Origin of the sequence: Cohnella sp. CFH 77786 (assembly GCF_019400745.1) — a bacterium.
Lineage (GTDB): Bacteria > Bacillota > Bacilli > Paenibacillales > Paenibacillaceae > Cohnella.
Genome location: NZ_WJIB01000012.1, coordinates 127,342 through 141,149 on the forward strand (window position 1 = coordinate 127,342; position 13,808 = coordinate 141,149).

Consider the following 13,808-nt stretch of genomic DNA (forward strand, 5'->3'; position numbering starts at 1 on the left):
CGGCTCCCTCCTTATCCTCCGTTATAAGCGTAAATCGTGATGCCCAGCAGCAGGCCGAGCTCGATGCATTCGTTTAATGCTCCGTACACGTCGCCGGTGAGTCCCCCCAGCTTCCGGGACACCGCGGAGGCGATCCCGAAGCCAATCCCGAACGTGACGCAAGCGAAAGACAGGAGAAGGAGCCCCGTTTCCGGAGCGTTCCAGCGACCGCAGGCTGACAGAATGCCCAAGGTGAGGACGGCAGCGGCCAGAGCGGATGACACGGCATGTTTTCCTCTAACGGAACGATACAACGATCCGAGTCCCTGCTCCCGTCTGGCATATGGCCAGCAGGCAATGGCCGTCGCCAGGAAAGACCGGCTCCACACCGGCACGGATAGGAGGAGAACCGGCCATTGCCTCCCGTCACCCTGCAGCAAGGAGATCACGGAGGCGATTTTGAGCAGGAGATAGAAGATACAGACGATCACGCCCATCGCCCCGACCCGGCTGTCCTTCATGATTTCGAGCATCCGCTCCTTGGAGCGATGGCTGAGCAAGCCGTCCGCCGTATCCATTAACCCGTCCAGATGCAGCCCGCCGGACAGGAAGGTCCATACCGCCACGAGCATAATTCCGGCGATGGGAGCGGGCAAGAAACGTTCCAGCAACATCCCGATCGCGATGACGATGCCGCCGATCGCGAAGCCCGCGACGGGATAGAAAACGACGCTTCGGCGAAAATGGGCGTCCGTGTATTCGAACGACACGGGTACCGGGATGCGGGTCAGAAACTGGAAAGCGGCGGCGAGCGCCTGCAGCCAGCCTACCAGCATAACGCGAGCGCCGCGCATGACAATCCCCCCATGATCAGATAACTGACGCCGTACAGAAGGCGAACGGCGTGACGGATGTCTTCCCGCTCGATAGGCCGGTTTGCCCAGCCCAGCCTCGCTCTCTCGCTCGGAATCCCGCCGTACCGGTTCACGCCGCCCAGTTGGATGCCCAGGCCCCCCGCCACGGCGGACTCCGGAATGCCGCTGTTCGGGCTCGGATGCAGACGGGCGAAGTCACGCACCGCTCTCCTCGAGCGGGACGCGGAGGCGGGCGGATAGAAAAGCGATACCGCGACCAGCATCCACCCCGTCAGCCGCGCCGGGATCCAATTCAACGCGTCGTCCAGCCGGGCCGATGCCCAGCCGAATCTCAAGTATTTCTCGTTCCGGTAGCCGACCATGGAATCCAGCGTGTTCGCCGCCCGGTAGAACATGGCCAGCGGCGCCCCGCCCAGCAGCGCGAAAAACAGGGGGGACACGACCGCGTCCACCGTATTCTCCGCCACGGTTTCGACCGCGGCCCTGGAGAGCTCGGAAGCGTCAAGCCCATCGGTATCCCGGCCCACGATGTATCCCGTATACTTCCGCGCTTCCGTCAGATCCCCACGGCTCAGCGCCCGATACACCAGCATGGCGGCATCCTTCAATCCTTTGATGGCGACCGTCGTGGAAATCAGCCAAGTATTCGTCGCATAACCGAGCCAAGGGTGGATTCGCCACGCCGCGGCAACCGCCGCCCAGGTGAGCGCGAAGCTGCTCGCGGTCACGATCAGCATCAGCAAGACGCCATTCGCGCGTTTGGCCGGCCCGGGCAGCAGCTTGCTCTCCCAGAAGCCGATCCATTTGCCGATCAAGATGACCGGATGGGGAATCGGTCTGGGATCGCCGACCAGGAAGTCGAGCACAATCGCGCCCATCAGCATGAGCAGCGTTTCCGGCCAGGAGAACCAGATCATCGGGCTCGCCCATTCCCGTCCGGAAGCCGATAGGCTCGGCTTTTCAATTCGATCGGGATGCCCGCCGTCACCCGAAACACTTGCTCGCTGACCTCCGCGACCCGTTGGTTCATCCAGCCGGCCAGATCCCGAAACTGGCGGCCGAGCGGATACTCCGGCACGATCCCGTCGCCGACCTCGTTCGTCACCATAATGACCGTGCTGCCGTGCCCGGACAACGTCTGCTCCAGCTCTTCGATTTTGCTCCATATGCGGCTCTCCGGATCTTCTCCGCGTTCGTCGTACAGCAGCCAATTGGATAACCAGAGCGTCAGGCAATCCACGAGAACGACCGGATGGCTCGAAGCTTTCAGAACGCCGCATAGATCGTACGGCTCCTCGACCGTCTCCCAAGCGAATTCCGAACGCTCCCTGCGTTCCCGATGCCTGTCGACCCTGGCGCGCATTTCTTCGTCGTGCACCTGAGAGGTCGCAACGTATAAGCCGGACCGGCCCAGATGGGCGGCGTACCGCTCGGCAAAACGGCTTTTTCCGCTCCTCGCCCCGCCCGTCACCAGAACGATCATGCGGGTCACCCCCTCACCCAAAATGGATCGATCGACCGTGCTTCGTGTTTCGTGCATGAGTTGCGTGCTGCGTACATGAAACTACCCGCGGGATACGCCGGCGCTTTCGAAGGTGGCCATCTCCCTCATGATGGACACGGCCGCATCCAGGAGAGGAAAGGCAAGAACGGCGCCTGTCCCCTCGCCTAGGCGCATGTTCAAGTCCAACAGCGGCCGAAGCCCCAGCCGTTCCAGCACGAGCCGATGTCCCCGTTCCTGGGACAAATGGGAGGGAATGAGGTATCCCCATGCGTCAGGAGCGAGACTTACGGCCGTCAATGCGGCGACACCGGAGATGAAGCCGTCGATCACCACCGGACATTGAAGCGCGGCCGCGCCTAAGATCACCCCGGCCATCCCCGCGATTTCGAAGCCGCCCAGCTTGCTTAAGACGTCCAGCGGATCGCCCGCGTCCGGAGCATTCACGGAGATGGCCCGACGGATCGCATCGTGCTTTCGCTGCATGCCGTCATCGTCGATTCCCGTCCCCCGCCCGACGGCCAGACCGGTTTCGATGCCGGCGAATACGGCAAGGATGGCCGCGCTGGACGTCGTGTTGCCGATGCCCATCTCTCCCGTCGCGAACAGCCGGCAGCCTTCGCCCGCAAGCTTCCGGGCGATATCGATGCCGCTCTCGATCGCCCGGACCGCTTCTTCCCGGGTCATCGCGGCTCCCCGGGTGAAATTGCTCGTGCCTTCCCTGATTTTGCGGACGTGCAAATCCTCATGCCGTAAATCCGCCTTGATCCCCATGTCGACGCAGACGACCTCGGCGCCCGCACGGCGGGCCAGCACGTTGATCGCCGCGCCCCCGTTCAGGAAATTGGCCACCATCTGGGAGGTGACCTCTTGCGGATAAGCGCTGATCCCTTCTTCGCAAACGCCGTGATCGCCCGCCATGACCACGACCGCTCGCTTGGAGAGGTCCGGCCGAAGGTTCCGCGTTATGCCGGCCAGCTGAATGGCCAGCTCTTCCAAGCGGCCCAAGCTCCCCGGCGGTTTGGTCAACGTGTCCAGATATCGCGCCGCCTCGCTTTGCATCGACTCGTCCGGCGGCGTGATCCGTTCGATCGTCTCGTTCAGCTTATTCAATCTGAGAGCCTCCTCGTTGAAGCATGATTTGCGGCAGCAGGTGAACCGGATGCGGGACGACGATCGGCCGGGTTCCGTATACCTCTTGGATGAAATCCGGCTGCAGGACGTCTGCCGCATTCCCGAGCCGCAGGATTTCCCCCCGATGCAGCATGAGCATCCGGTTGCAGTAAATCGAAGCCAGATTCAGGTCGTGAAGCACGGCAACGACCGTCAAATCCGCTTCCCGCTGCCAGGCTGCGATCCGGTCCAGCATTTGAATCTGATGGCCGATGTCCAGATAGGTGGTCGGTTCGTCAAGCAGCAGCAACCGGGGCTGCTGAGCCATCGCTTTGCCCAGGGCGACCCTCTGCCTCTCGCCGCCGCTGAGATGCTGCAGCGACCGATCCCGCAGTTCGGCCAGCCCGAGCCTGCCCAGAATCGTTTCCACGATCCCCTCCCGTTCCCCGGTCTCCTCGCCCAGCCAGTTTTGGTAGGGGAATCTTCCCATCCCGACGACTTCCTTCACCGTGAAGTCCACGGGGGGCAGGGATTCCTGCTGAAGCACCGCCACCGTCCGGGACAGTTGCTTGCGCGTGAAGGTCTCCATCGGCCGCCCGTCCAGAAGCACCCGGCCGGAATCCGGGTTTTCCGCGCGCGAGATCAGCTTCAGGAGCGTGGATTTGCCGCTGCCGTTCGGACCCAGGATGCCGAAGAATTCTCCTTGCCGGACGGCAAATCCGATTCGGTCGAGGATCCGCGTTTCTCCGTACGATTTGCTGAGATCATGGACTTGCAACATTCGCTACGCCCTCGCTATTCTCTTGTTTTTGCGGAGCAAATACGCGAAGAACGGCGCCCCGAGGAAAGCCGTGACGACGCCCAGCGGAATTTCCTGCGGGCTGAGCAGCATGCGGGCCAGCGTGTCCGCCCATAGCAAATATATGCCGCCCAGGATCGCGGAGACCGGCAGCAGCAGCCGGTAATCCGGTCCCGCCAGCAGCCGGACGAGATGGGGAATGACAAGGCCGACGAAGCCGATCGTTCCGGCCACCGATACCGCAGCGGCGGTAAGGAACGTGGAAACGACCAGCACGATCAGCCGCGTCCGGGCCACATGGACGCCCAGATGCTCGGCCTGTCTCTCCCCGATGGACAAGAGATTCAAAGTCCGGCTGTAAGCCAGCAGCACGGCGATTCCGGCAATCAGATACGGAGCGAGCAGGAAGGTGAACGGCCAGCCGCGCATGGCAAGACTCCCCATTAACCAGAACGTGATTTCGTTCACGACTTGGTCGGATTGCGAAGCCATGAAGGAAACGAACGAGCCGAGGAAGGCTTGCACGACGACGCCGGACAGAATCAGCGTCTCGAGCTGAAGCTTGCCGTGGATTCGCGCTAACCGCAGCACGGCGATCAGGCTGACGATACCGGTGACGAACGCGACGATCGGGATCGTCCATCGGCCCAGAAGAAACATTTGCAAACCGAACAAAATGACGAAAGCCGCCCCCACCGCGGAACCGGAGGCCACTCCCAACGTGTAAGGGTCGGCAAGAGGGTTGCGAAGCACGCCTTGGAAGCCGGCCCCCGCCAGGGAAAGACAGGCTCCGACAAGGATCGCGAGAACAACGCGGGGAAGCCGGACCTTCAAGACGATTTGCTCGGAGGAGACCGGCCAGTCCGACTGAACCCAGTGGCCCGCGTAGGGCAGCTGATGCCACAAAATCCCCCATACCTGTCCCAGAGGCAAGCGGGCGCTGCCGATCGAGAGGCAGACCACAACGGAAAGAAGAAGGAGCGCGAAGCCGGCGCCCCCCCACCATCCGATTTTTCCGCTCACCGCTTCACCAGTCCGGGATAGATGCCGTTCGAAATCTGCAGCAGGGCTTCCGTGATCCGCGGACCCGGCCGGGAAAGGATGTCGCCGTCGAGTCCGACCATGCGGTTATCCGCGATCGCTTTGATTTTGTCCCAACCGGCCCGGCTCCGGATGAGATCCTCCAATTTCTTGCCGCTGGCTTGGTCGGTAATGTTCAGCGTATAGAAAATGACGTCCGGATTGTCCGCGATCACCTTCTCTTCGTTGATGGCATTCCAACCTTCCATGTCGGACGCGATGTTCACGCCCCCCGCGAGCGTGATCAGCTCATCCATGAACTCGCCTTTGCCGACCGTCCACCCCGGCGAGAACTCGATGTACACCTTCTTCTTGTCCTCCGGCTTCACCGTGGCCGCGGCTTCCGTCACTTTGCGGATATCGTCCTTCATCTTCGCGACCAAAGCTTCCGCTTCCGCTTGCTTGTCGTTGATTTGCCCGAACAGCAGAATGTTGTTCAGTACGTCGTCCACTTTCTTGGGGTTCGTACGGAAGACGTTCAGCCCCAGCTTGCGCAGTCCTTCCAGCGCCGTTTCCTTGATCGAAATGCCCGAAACGACGAGATCGGCTTGGGCCGCGAGAATCGCTTCCGCGTTCGGTTCCGTCACGCCGCCCATTTTCGGTTTGCTTTTCGCTGCCTCGGGGTAGTTGTCATAATCCGATACGCCGACGATCCGGTCCCCGAGACCGAGCGCGAACAAGATTTCCGTCTCCGAGGAGGACGTCGAAACGATGCGCTCAGGCGCCTTCTCGAACTTGAATTCCGCGCCGGAGGCATCCTTGACCGTCAGCGGATAGGCGGTTCGCTTGACCGCGCTGGAAGGCGACGCCTCGCCGGACGGAGAACCGGAGGCCGGAGCGGACTCCGTCGCGGCCGCCGGGCTTTGGGAAACCGCCGAACCCGCCCCGTCCTTGCCTCCGCAAGCCGATAAAACCGCCGTCAACACCAATATCAGAACCCAAATTCCAAATCGCTTCATTTCTACCTCATCCCTTCGGTGTTAAGTAGAGAAGGGCTTGGACAATGAACCGGAATCCCCATACCAACCAATCAACGAGAAAACCCCTTGTCTCCATGAGGAAGCAAGGGGTTAGCAGCTCAGGAACGAATCCGAAATCGAAAAAACGGCGAATCTATGAAAATTCCCGAGTCGGCCAGTCCTTTTCCGCGAAGGATGTTGTTGGCGCAGCACAGCAGGCAGGTCTCCTGGCTTACGGGTTTGATGACTTCCTCCCCTTCCCATTCCGGATGGAACAGTGGGCTTGCGAGGTTGTCCCCGATACACAGTGGCGGGACCGCGCCGGATTCGCACCGGCTTCCCTTTTAACCTGAACCGCGAACGAACGCGTGCCCAGGCACCTGTTGGCTCTATGGATTCAATTGTCAAGCGGAATCTCTGATCGCATTATAGCGTAACCGGCAGGAAAAGAGAAGGGTGAGCAACGCCCGTCCGTCAGTTCCGGCGGCCAAGAAACTCCGTATTTTGTCAGCGGCGTCCTGACAGGAATTAATCGGAACCGTGTCAAATTATAGAGAGGACACCCGCATGCGTTGGAGGCCTGGACCGTGTCGATCAAAGCGAAACTCGCCTTGTTGATCTCCCTCGTCGTAACCGTGATCTTATCCTTGAATATATCCATCTACTACGTCTCCTCCAAATCGGAGCTGCAAGCGAACGCAGAACAGCAGATGCTCCGGATCGCCAAGCAGATCGGCAACACCCTGGAGACGACCGAGCGCACCAGAAACTACATGGAAGACAAAATCGGCGAAATGCTGCGCAATGCCGCCATCGCGGCCAAGAGCGAGCTGGATCCGCATATCGCGAACGTAACCAACGAACAGCTGGCGGCGCTAAGCCGCAAGCTCGGCGTCGACCATATCACGCTGTGGATCCGGACGGACCGCGACATCGTCGCCGTGAGATCCTCGGATCCGAAAGAAATCAACATGGGCTCGAGTACGTGGGACTACTGGTATACCGCGTTCAACGAATTGTTCGACCGGCGCGAGGTGACCGTACCCCAAGGCCAGAAGCTTCCGAATTACTGGGCCGGGCCGATCCAGTTCTCCACCTCCGACGAGAACCGGATCGACAAATGGGGCTATTATTACGACGGCACGACGGATTACATGATCAATCCGTACGTGGATGCCAAAGAGTTCCTGGAGTTCATGGACAATAACGGAACGAACTCCCTCATCCGCAAGCTGCTGGCGGATAATCCGGACATCCTCGGCATCGCCGGCTTCGATCCGAAGTTCTTCGGCAAACCGCCGATCCTTCGCGAGGTGAACGGCAAGATGGTTCAAAACCTCGATACGAAGGATATTCCGTTCGGCGAGTACACGTTAAGAGATGGGAAAGTCGACGTGCCGAGCGTGCTGCAGACGGCGAGAACCGGGCAGGCCATCACGGCGACCACGGAGGTGGAAGGCAAACACGTGATGAAGAGCTTCATTCCATTGGGCGGCGGAAGCCCGTACGTCATTGGAGTGATCTTCGATCACCGCGTCATCGAGCGGTCCGTCAACCGCCAGGCGTTCCTCCAGTCGGTCATATCGGCCGGACTCATCATTGGCGCGTGGATCGCCAGTTACCTGATCGCAGGCATCTTGATTCAGCCGCTTCGCCAGATTCTGCGCAACGTGGACGAAATCGCCCAAGGCCGCTTCGGGAGCAAAATCATCATCCAAAGCCGCGACGAGCTGGGCCTGTTGTCCTCGCGAGTCAACACGATGGCGGACAGTCTCCAGTCGTACACGGACCGCTTGAAGGATACGGCGGAAGAGCTGCGGGGAACGAAGGAATATTTGGAATCCTTCGTCGGCCAAACTTCGGACGCGATCCACGTGACGGATGTGGAGGGCAAGGTCACGCGGGTCAACAAAGCGTTCGAAAAGATGTTCGGCTGGAACGAGGAAGATGTGCTGGGCCAGTCGTTGTCGCACTTAACGCAAGAGCATTGGCGCGAATGCGACGAAATCCGGGACCGTATCCTGCGGGGGGAGGCGGTAGCGGATCATGAGACCGTTCGGCTGACGAAAAACGGGGAATCCGTCGACGTGAGCATCACGGTGTCCGCGATTCGGGACGAAGGGGGCGAGATCGTGGGCATCGCCGAAATCGCCCGGAATATCACGGCAAGGAAGCACACCGAGGAGGTGATCCGCCGTTCGGAGAAGCTCGCGGTCATCGGGCAGCTCGCGGCCGGCGTCGCGCACGAAATCCGCAATCCGCTCACGACCGTCCGAGGATTCGTGCAGCTGCAGCAGCAGACGGGCAAGCTGACGGCTTCCCATCTCGAAGTCATGATGTCCGAGCTGGACCGCATCAACTTCATCGTCAGCGAGTTCCTCGTTTTGGCCAAGCCCCAAGCGAAGCAATTTCAACCGGCCGACCTGCGAAGCCTGATGACCGATGTCGTCATGCTGCTCGATCCGCTCGCCAATATGGGGAGCGTCGAAATCGATTATCGGTTGCCGCCCGTGGTTCCGGCCTTGATCTGCGAACCGAATCAGCTGAAACAAGTGTTCATCAACGTCTTGAAAAACGGCGTCGAAGCGATGCCGCAAGGAGGAACGATCACGATCGAGATGGCGCACGAGCCGGAAGAGGACAAAGTCGTCGTCCTCATTCGCGATCAAGGATGCGGCATCCCCGAAGAAGAGATGTCCCGCATCGGGGAACCGTTCTTCACCAGCAAACCGTCGGGCAACGGCTTGGGACTCATGGTTTCGCAGAAAATCATCGCCAACCACAAAGGCACGATGGCCATCCGCAGCAAGCGGGGGGAGGGCACCACCGTAGAGATCCGGCTGCCGGTCGCTTGACCGGCATCGGCACGATGCCCCTAATCATCAGTTCGCGCCCTGCTTCGCTTCATGCAAGGCATGGATTCCCGCAAGAAAAGTGTCCACCAGCAGCCCGAAACTGACGTTCAGGTCCAGCGGAATGCCGAATCCCCCCTGCTGCTCGATCGAAGCGAAACCGTGCACCAAGCTGCGGAACCCGCGAACGACATGAATGGCCGCATCGTCCCGAAGTCCGTAAGCCTCCAGCACCCGGACGACGATCTCGACGATTTCCCCGGCCGCCTTCTGCATGGCCGGATCGCTCATATCCGGATACCGGCTGATCGCCTCATATACGCCGGGGTGCCGGCGAACGAACGTCAGGTAAGCTTCGGCGATCGCCCTGACGGCATCGTCCTTGGATTTGCCGACGGCCGCCCTCGTGAGGGCTTCTTTCAATTGCGCGAAACCGTAAAGCACGAGCTTGTTTCTCAAGCCCGGCAAACCGTTCACGTGGTTGTAGAGCGAAGGAGAACGTATGCCCAGCTTCTGCGCCAAGACGGCCAGGCTGAGCGCTTCCACTCCTTGCGCATCGGCGATTTCCGCAGACGCCGAAAGCACGGTCTGCAAGTCCAATCCGGTTCTAGCCATGTAGGGGATCCTCCCGTATCAACGTCGTCAAGTAAAACGGCTACGCAGTCCTTCACGGACGGATAGACGTTGAGGTGATTCAGAAAAGTGTCGCAGGTTATATACTTTTTGAATCACTTCGACAAGTTCGCCGCCGCCTCTTCGATCGCCCGATCCATCGCCGATGCCGGCGATTCTATCATGCTTCCGTGCCCCACCGCAAGCAGGCTCGGGTTCCATTCCCGCAGCTTCCGCACGCTGCGGAGAGCCGTTTCCTTATCCCAGGTCGCGAAGGCGGGAAACGGAAACCACGGCTTCACCTGACCGCTGACGGCAATGCCTCCGCGCGTCTGCACGGCGTCTCCAGCGATCAAGGCTCCGCTCCTCGTATCGTAGAACGCCATGGAGCCCGGGGTATGGCCGGGTGCGGACACCGCTTCCAGCGAACCGACGCGGTCGCCATCCGCGAGCAGAACGTCCGCGCGCGTCATGACCTTCTTCGGCACGGCGCCCCGGATCGGCGTATCCGGTTCGCCCGGATCGAGGGACCGATCGCCTGCAAGCAGCCGGGAGTCCCGTCGGGAAATATGGACCGGAACGTCTGGCAGCGAGGCTTTCAGCTTATCGAGCGCGCCGACATGATCGTCGTGGGCATGGGTCAGCACGATCCTCGCGACCGGCTTGCCGATCTTCCGGGCCGCTGCCAGGATCGCTTTGTCGCTGCCGGGAAGCGCGGCGTCCAGAAGCGTCAGGCCGTCGTCTTCCTCCACGAAGTAACAATTGACGGGAAATACCCCCGGCAGGAAGGTCATCTGGTAAACCTTGCCCATGCGAACCATTTTCATTTTCCGTTCACTCCCGCTCTTCAATTATATGCCGAAATAGTCCGTCGCCAACGACAGCAGTAGCAGAACGCCCATGACGGTGCCGGCCGTCCAAGCCCGTGCCTTGTTCTGCAGGCGGGCGCTTCTCCTCCGAAGCGACAGCGCGTACATCGCGAATCCGGCCGTTACGATGATCAGCTCCAGGGCCGCGCTCCATTCGGGGAACTTCCACAGCCCGAGCCCCAACAGCGGCAAATCTCCGGCGTTGCCCGGCAGGATCGGCATATCGGCCCGATGGACGATCAAATCCAGCAACCAGTGGCTGGCAACAACCGCCCCTATGGTGATTCCTCCCCTGCTCCCCCACCACCGGGCTGCCGCGAGACCGGCAATCAGCGCGAGAACCAGCATCCCGACAACCGAATGGGTGTAATCCGCATGGATGACCGCCTCGCCGTATCCTTCTCCGCCGGACGAATCGATCGTCTCCGTCCCGGTCAGCAGCATCGGTACGAATGCGATATCAAGCAATTGCGTGGCTGCCATCAAAGCCCAGAGGGGAACCTTAGGGCTCTTCGCGCGGACGGCCGCCGCGATTCCGAAATGTCCTGCGAACATTTTAGCCCACATCCTTTCCCGATCGAATCGATGCATCCAACCAGCCGCACAAACCGATGAACAACGCGAGAAACAGCAGGAAACTCATTTCGCCATCTCCTTTTGGCTAATATGATTAGTTTTATAGTAACTAACCGAATTAGTTTTTGTCGACAAGAAATCGACCATTCCTTATTGATTCCATACGATCATGAGCACACGGTTAATAACGACAATGAATGCGAACGGAAAGGCAAGGGATGGACGGCCGGCTGCATAGAGTCCGGCTGCGGCGATTCCGAACAGAACCGCCTCCATCACTAGCTGCACGGGCATGCTCACCGGGATCGAAGCTTTGGGCGACAGGAACGTTCCCCATGCCACCGCTGCGAGCAAAGGCGCTCCAATGCCGAGAAGCCACTTCACGAACCCGACCTTGCCCGCGTGAAACCCCCAGTAGCCTAATGCGGCCAACAGACAGAGCTCCAGCAGGAATCGGATGCCCAGATTGGCCATTTTCAAGATTTCCATTCGCGATTTCTCCCTTCGCTAATCTTGTTATTTAATAAACTAATCCAATTAGTTATATGATAATGGATTCCCTTTTTCTTGTCAAGAACTTCATGGAATTTCGTTCGTATCGCTCGCCATGCACGCCTAGCGTTAACCTTTGACGCCACGATAACGATTCCTTTTCCGGACTGAAAGTTTGCTGAGCGTATCGCCAAATATCAGGAAGGAGAACGGCAGGGGACTGTCGAATTCGAAAACTGGAAACCGCCGGAAAAATCTGAAGGGACCGTTCAAAAATCTGATCTGAGAGGAGGCGGAAGCGTATGGGACCGTTCGCGCAGGACTTGCTCATGGACAAAGTCGTGCTCGTCACGGGCGGGGCAACCGGGTTGGGGCGCGCGATGGGGGAAATGTTTCTCAAGCTGGGAGCCAAGCTCGCCATCGCCGGCCGGCGGGAGGACGTATTGAAGCAAGCAGCCGCCGAAATGGGCGCGGGCGGTGGCGAAGTGCTCTGGAAAAGCTGCGACGTCCGCGACCCCGAGCAGATACGCGAGCTGGCGGAAGCGTTAGAACAACGATTCGGCCGGATCGACGTTCTGGTCAACAACGCGGCCGGCAACTTCATCAGCCCGACCGAGCGCCTGTCTCCCCGCGCCGTGGACGCGGTGCTCGGCATCGTGCTTCACGGCACGTTCTACGCCGCGCTTGAAATCGGCAAAAGATGGATTGCGGCCGGACAGCCGGGCACGATGCTGAACATCGTCACGACGTACGCCTCTTCCGGCTCGGGCTTCGTCGCGCCGTCGGCGGCGGCCAAAGCGGGCGTGCTCGCCTTGACGCGTTCCCTTGCGGTGGAATGGGCCCGCTACGGCATCCGCCAAGTCGCGATCGCCCCGGGTCCCTTCCCGACGGAAGGCGCTTGGTCGCGGCTGTCCCCCACTCCGGAGCTGGAGCGGAAAATGCTGGACCGCATCCCTCTGAAGCGGGTCGGACGACCGGAAGAGCTTGCCCATCTGGCTGCTTACCTTATCTCCGATTATGCCGAATATCTGAACGGCGAGGTCGTGACGATCGACGGAGGGGAATGGCTCCAAGGCGCCGGCCAGTTCAACGGTCTGCTCGACGTGACCGACGAGCAGTGGGAGCGCCTCGCGGAGCTGACGCGCAAAGGCAAGTGAACACGGCGAAGCGATAACGTTTCAACGGGCTGCAACTTGGCCAAGATGATTAGAAGCAAAGGAGCGTATGAGATGCCGACGATTACCGTAGAAGGAAAAGGTTCGTTTCAAGTCGACGAAGGCAAGAAGCTCGTCCTCGCCCTGGAGGACAACGGAGTCGATATCCTCCACCGCTGCGGCGGCAATGCCCGGTGCACGACCTGCCGCGTCGAACTGATCGCGGGAGAACCCGGCCCGATCGGCGAGGCGGAAGCCGCGATCCGCGAAGCCAAAGGAATCGCCGAGCCCCATATCCGGCTGTCCTGCCAGATCCGCGTACATTCGGATCTGACGGTGAAGCCGGCGATGACCGCCTCCGAGTCCGGCCTGGAGCCCGGCACCCGTCCGCAGGACTGACGTCTGGAACACGAAGCATCTCTCCATTAGGAAAAAGGCTGCCGAACGAAATCGTTCGGCAGCCTTTTTCTCGAAGTGACCCGAAAACCCCAATTACAGCGCCAGTCTCTCGGGGGTTCAGCAAGATTAACGTTTCCAGAAGTCACTACAGCGCTCGAATTCGGGGGTTCAGCCAAAATAACGTCTCCGGGAGTCACTACAGCGCTCGAATTCGGGGTTTCGGCCCAAATAACGTCTCCAGAAGTCACTACAGCGCTCGAACTCGGGGTTTTGGCCCAAATAACGTCTCCAGAAGTCACTACAGCGCTCGAACTCGGGGTTTCAGCCGAAACAACGTCTCCGGAAGTCACTACAACGCTCGAATTGGGGGGTTCAGCCGAAATAACGTCTCCAGAAGTCACTACAGCGCTCGAATTCGGGGGTTCAGCCGAAATAACGGAGCCGGTTTTCTGTGAAATCGGACGATCCGATAACGTTACTACGTTATATTCTGATGAATCGAAAAAAAAAAGGGGGGCTTCGCCCCCACTATGATCCGCAGTATGAAG

At 59.9% G+C, this 13,808-nt stretch carries 14 protein-coding genes and 1 riboswitch; of the genes, 3 read left to right on the top strand and 11 right to left on the bottom strand.

Annotation, left to right across the window (positions count from 1 at the left end; genetic code table 11):
* Nucleotides 1–11 precede the first annotated feature (11 nt).
* The 7 genes from cobS to GE107_RS18465 all read right to left on the bottom strand — a co-directional run bounded on the left by cobS (nucleotide 12) and on the right by GE107_RS18465 (nucleotide 6,306).
* Nucleotides 12–833: an adenosylcobinamide-GDP ribazoletransferase gene (gene cobS / locus GE107_RS18435; RefSeq protein WP_219641463.1), complete on the bottom strand. Its 822-nt coding sequence runs from the start codon at nucleotides 831–833 to the stop codon at nucleotides 12–14.
* Entirely contained in the window at nucleotides 806–1,771 is a 966-nt protein-coding gene (gene cbiB / locus GE107_RS18440; protein ID WP_219641464.1) for an adenosylcobinamide-phosphate synthase CbiB, read from the bottom strand. The genes cobS and cbiB overlap by 28 nt, the downstream gene beginning before the upstream one ends.
* Nucleotides 1,768–2,337, bottom strand: a complete 570-nt coding sequence (gene cobU, locus GE107_RS18445) for a bifunctional adenosylcobinamide kinase/adenosylcobinamide-phosphate guanylyltransferase (RefSeq protein WP_219641465.1) — start codon at nucleotides 2,335–2,337, stop codon at nucleotides 1,768–1,770. The genes cbiB and cobU overlap by 4 nt, the downstream gene beginning before the upstream one ends.
* Nucleotides 2,338–2,418: 81 nt before the next feature.
* On the bottom strand, nucleotides 2,419–3,468 hold the full coding sequence (cobT, locus tag GE107_RS18450) for a nicotinate-nucleotide--dimethylbenzimidazole phosphoribosyltransferase (RefSeq protein WP_370636453.1): 1,050 nt from the start codon (nucleotides 3,466–3,468) through the stop codon (nucleotides 2,419–2,421).
* The gene (locus GE107_RS18455) at nucleotides 3,461–4,249 is read right to left on the bottom strand and encodes an ABC transporter ATP-binding protein (protein ID WP_219641466.1); all 789 of its coding nucleotides are present in this window, start codon (nucleotides 4,247–4,249) and stop codon (nucleotides 3,461–3,463) included. The genes cobT and GE107_RS18455 overlap by 8 nt, the downstream gene beginning before the upstream one ends.
* Nucleotides 4,250–4,252: 3 nt before the next feature.
* Nucleotides 4,253–5,290: a FecCD family ABC transporter permease gene (locus GE107_RS18460; protein ID WP_219641467.1), complete on the bottom strand. Its 1,038-nt coding sequence runs from the start codon at nucleotides 5,288–5,290 to the stop codon at nucleotides 4,253–4,255.
* Nucleotides 5,287–6,306: an ABC transporter substrate-binding protein gene (locus tag GE107_RS18465; protein ID WP_219641468.1), complete on the bottom strand. Its 1,020-nt coding sequence runs from the start codon at nucleotides 6,304–6,306 to the stop codon at nucleotides 5,287–5,289. Before GE107_RS18465 ends, GE107_RS18460 begins: the two co-directional genes overlap by 4 nt.
* Before the next feature lie 200 nt (nucleotides 6,307–6,506).
* Nucleotides 6,507–6,704: riboswitch (cobalamin riboswitch) on the bottom strand.
* A 189-nt stretch (nucleotides 6,705–6,893) separates the two neighbouring features.
* Between GE107_RS18465 and GE107_RS18470 the strand changes: the two genes are divergently transcribed.
* Nucleotides 6,894–9,161 (top strand): ATP-binding protein, encoded by a 2,268-nt coding sequence (locus GE107_RS18470; RefSeq protein ID WP_219641469.1) that lies wholly within the window; start codon nucleotides 6,894–6,896, stop codon nucleotides 9,159–9,161.
* A 27-nt stretch (nucleotides 9,162–9,188) separates the two neighbouring features.
* Here GE107_RS18470 and GE107_RS18475 read toward each other — a convergent pair whose 3' ends face one another.
* The 4 genes from GE107_RS18475 to GE107_RS18490 form a co-directional block, all read right to left on the bottom strand.
* Entirely contained in the window at nucleotides 9,189–9,773 is a 585-nt protein-coding gene (locus tag GE107_RS18475; RefSeq protein ID WP_219641470.1) for a TetR/AcrR family transcriptional regulator, read from the bottom strand.
* 113 nt (nucleotides 9,774–9,886) lie between these two features.
* Nucleotides 9,887–10,597, bottom strand: coding sequence for an MBL fold metallo-hydrolase (locus tag GE107_RS18480; protein ID WP_219641471.1), 711 nt, complete (start codon nucleotides 10,595–10,597; stop codon nucleotides 9,887–9,889).
* 24 nt (nucleotides 10,598–10,621) lie between these two features.
* Nucleotides 10,622–11,194, bottom strand: coding sequence for a permease (locus GE107_RS18485; RefSeq protein ID WP_219641472.1), 573 nt, complete (start codon nucleotides 11,192–11,194; stop codon nucleotides 10,622–10,624).
* 171 nt (nucleotides 11,195–11,365) lie between these two features.
* On the bottom strand, nucleotides 11,366–11,704 hold the full coding sequence (locus GE107_RS18490; RefSeq protein WP_219641473.1) for a YrdB family protein: 339 nt from the start codon (nucleotides 11,702–11,704) through the stop codon (nucleotides 11,366–11,368).
* Between the two features lie 305 nt (nucleotides 11,705–12,009).
* On the opposite strand from GE107_RS18490, the gene GE107_RS18495 reads away from it, so the two are divergent.
* Both GE107_RS18495 and GE107_RS18500 read left to right on the top strand, forming a co-directional pair.
* Entirely contained in the window at nucleotides 12,010–12,864 is an 855-nt protein-coding gene (locus GE107_RS18495) for an SDR family oxidoreductase (protein WP_219641474.1), read from the top strand.
* A gap of 72 nt (nucleotides 12,865–12,936) precedes the next feature.
* Nucleotides 12,937–13,260, top strand: coding sequence for a 2Fe-2S iron-sulfur cluster-binding protein (locus GE107_RS18500; protein WP_219641475.1), 324 nt, complete (start codon nucleotides 12,937–12,939; stop codon nucleotides 13,258–13,260).
* Nucleotides 13,261–13,808: the final 548 nt, after the last annotated feature.

Bases quoted from the DNA above. Each gene is read 5' to 3' on its own strand.
- GE107_RS18490 (WP_219641473.1), bottom strand. From the start codon at position 11,704: ATGGAAATCTTGAAAATGGCCAATCTGGGCATCCGATTCCTGCTGGAG.
- GE107_RS18475 (WP_219641470.1), bottom strand. From the start codon at position 9,773: ATGGCTAGAACCGGATTGGACTTGCAGACCGTGCTTTCGGCGTCTGCG.
- GE107_RS18495 (WP_219641474.1), top strand. From the start codon at position 12,010: ATGGGACCGTTCGCGCAGGACTTGCTCATGGACAAAGTCGTGCTCGTC.
- cobU (WP_219641465.1), bottom strand. From the start codon at position 2,337: ATGATCGTTCTGGTGACGGGCGGGGCGAGGAGCGGAAAAAGCCGTTTT.
- cobS (WP_219641463.1), bottom strand. From the start codon at position 833: ATGCGCGGCGCTCGCGTTATGCTGGTAGGCTGGCTGCAGGCGCTCGCC.
- GE107_RS18485 (WP_219641472.1), bottom strand. From the start codon at position 11,194: ATGTTCGCAGGACATTTCGGAATCGCGGCGGCCGTCCGCGCGAAGAGC.
- GE107_RS18480 (WP_219641471.1), bottom strand. From the start codon at position 10,597: ATGAAAATGGTTCGCATGGGCAAGGTTTACCAGATGACCTTCCTGCCG.
- cbiB (WP_219641464.1), bottom strand. From the start codon at position 1,771: ATGATCTGGTTCTCCTGGCCGGAAACGCTGCTCATGCTGATGGGCGCG.
- GE107_RS18500 (WP_219641475.1), top strand. From the start codon at position 12,937: ATGCCGACGATTACCGTAGAAGGAAAAGGTTCGTTTCAAGTCGACGAA.
- GE107_RS18455 (WP_219641466.1), bottom strand. From the start codon at position 4,249: ATGTTGCAAGTCCATGATCTCAGCAAATCGTACGGAGAAACGCGGATC.
- GE107_RS18465 (WP_219641468.1), bottom strand. From the start codon at position 6,306: ATGAAGCGATTTGGAATTTGGGTTCTGATATTGGTGTTGACGGCGGTT.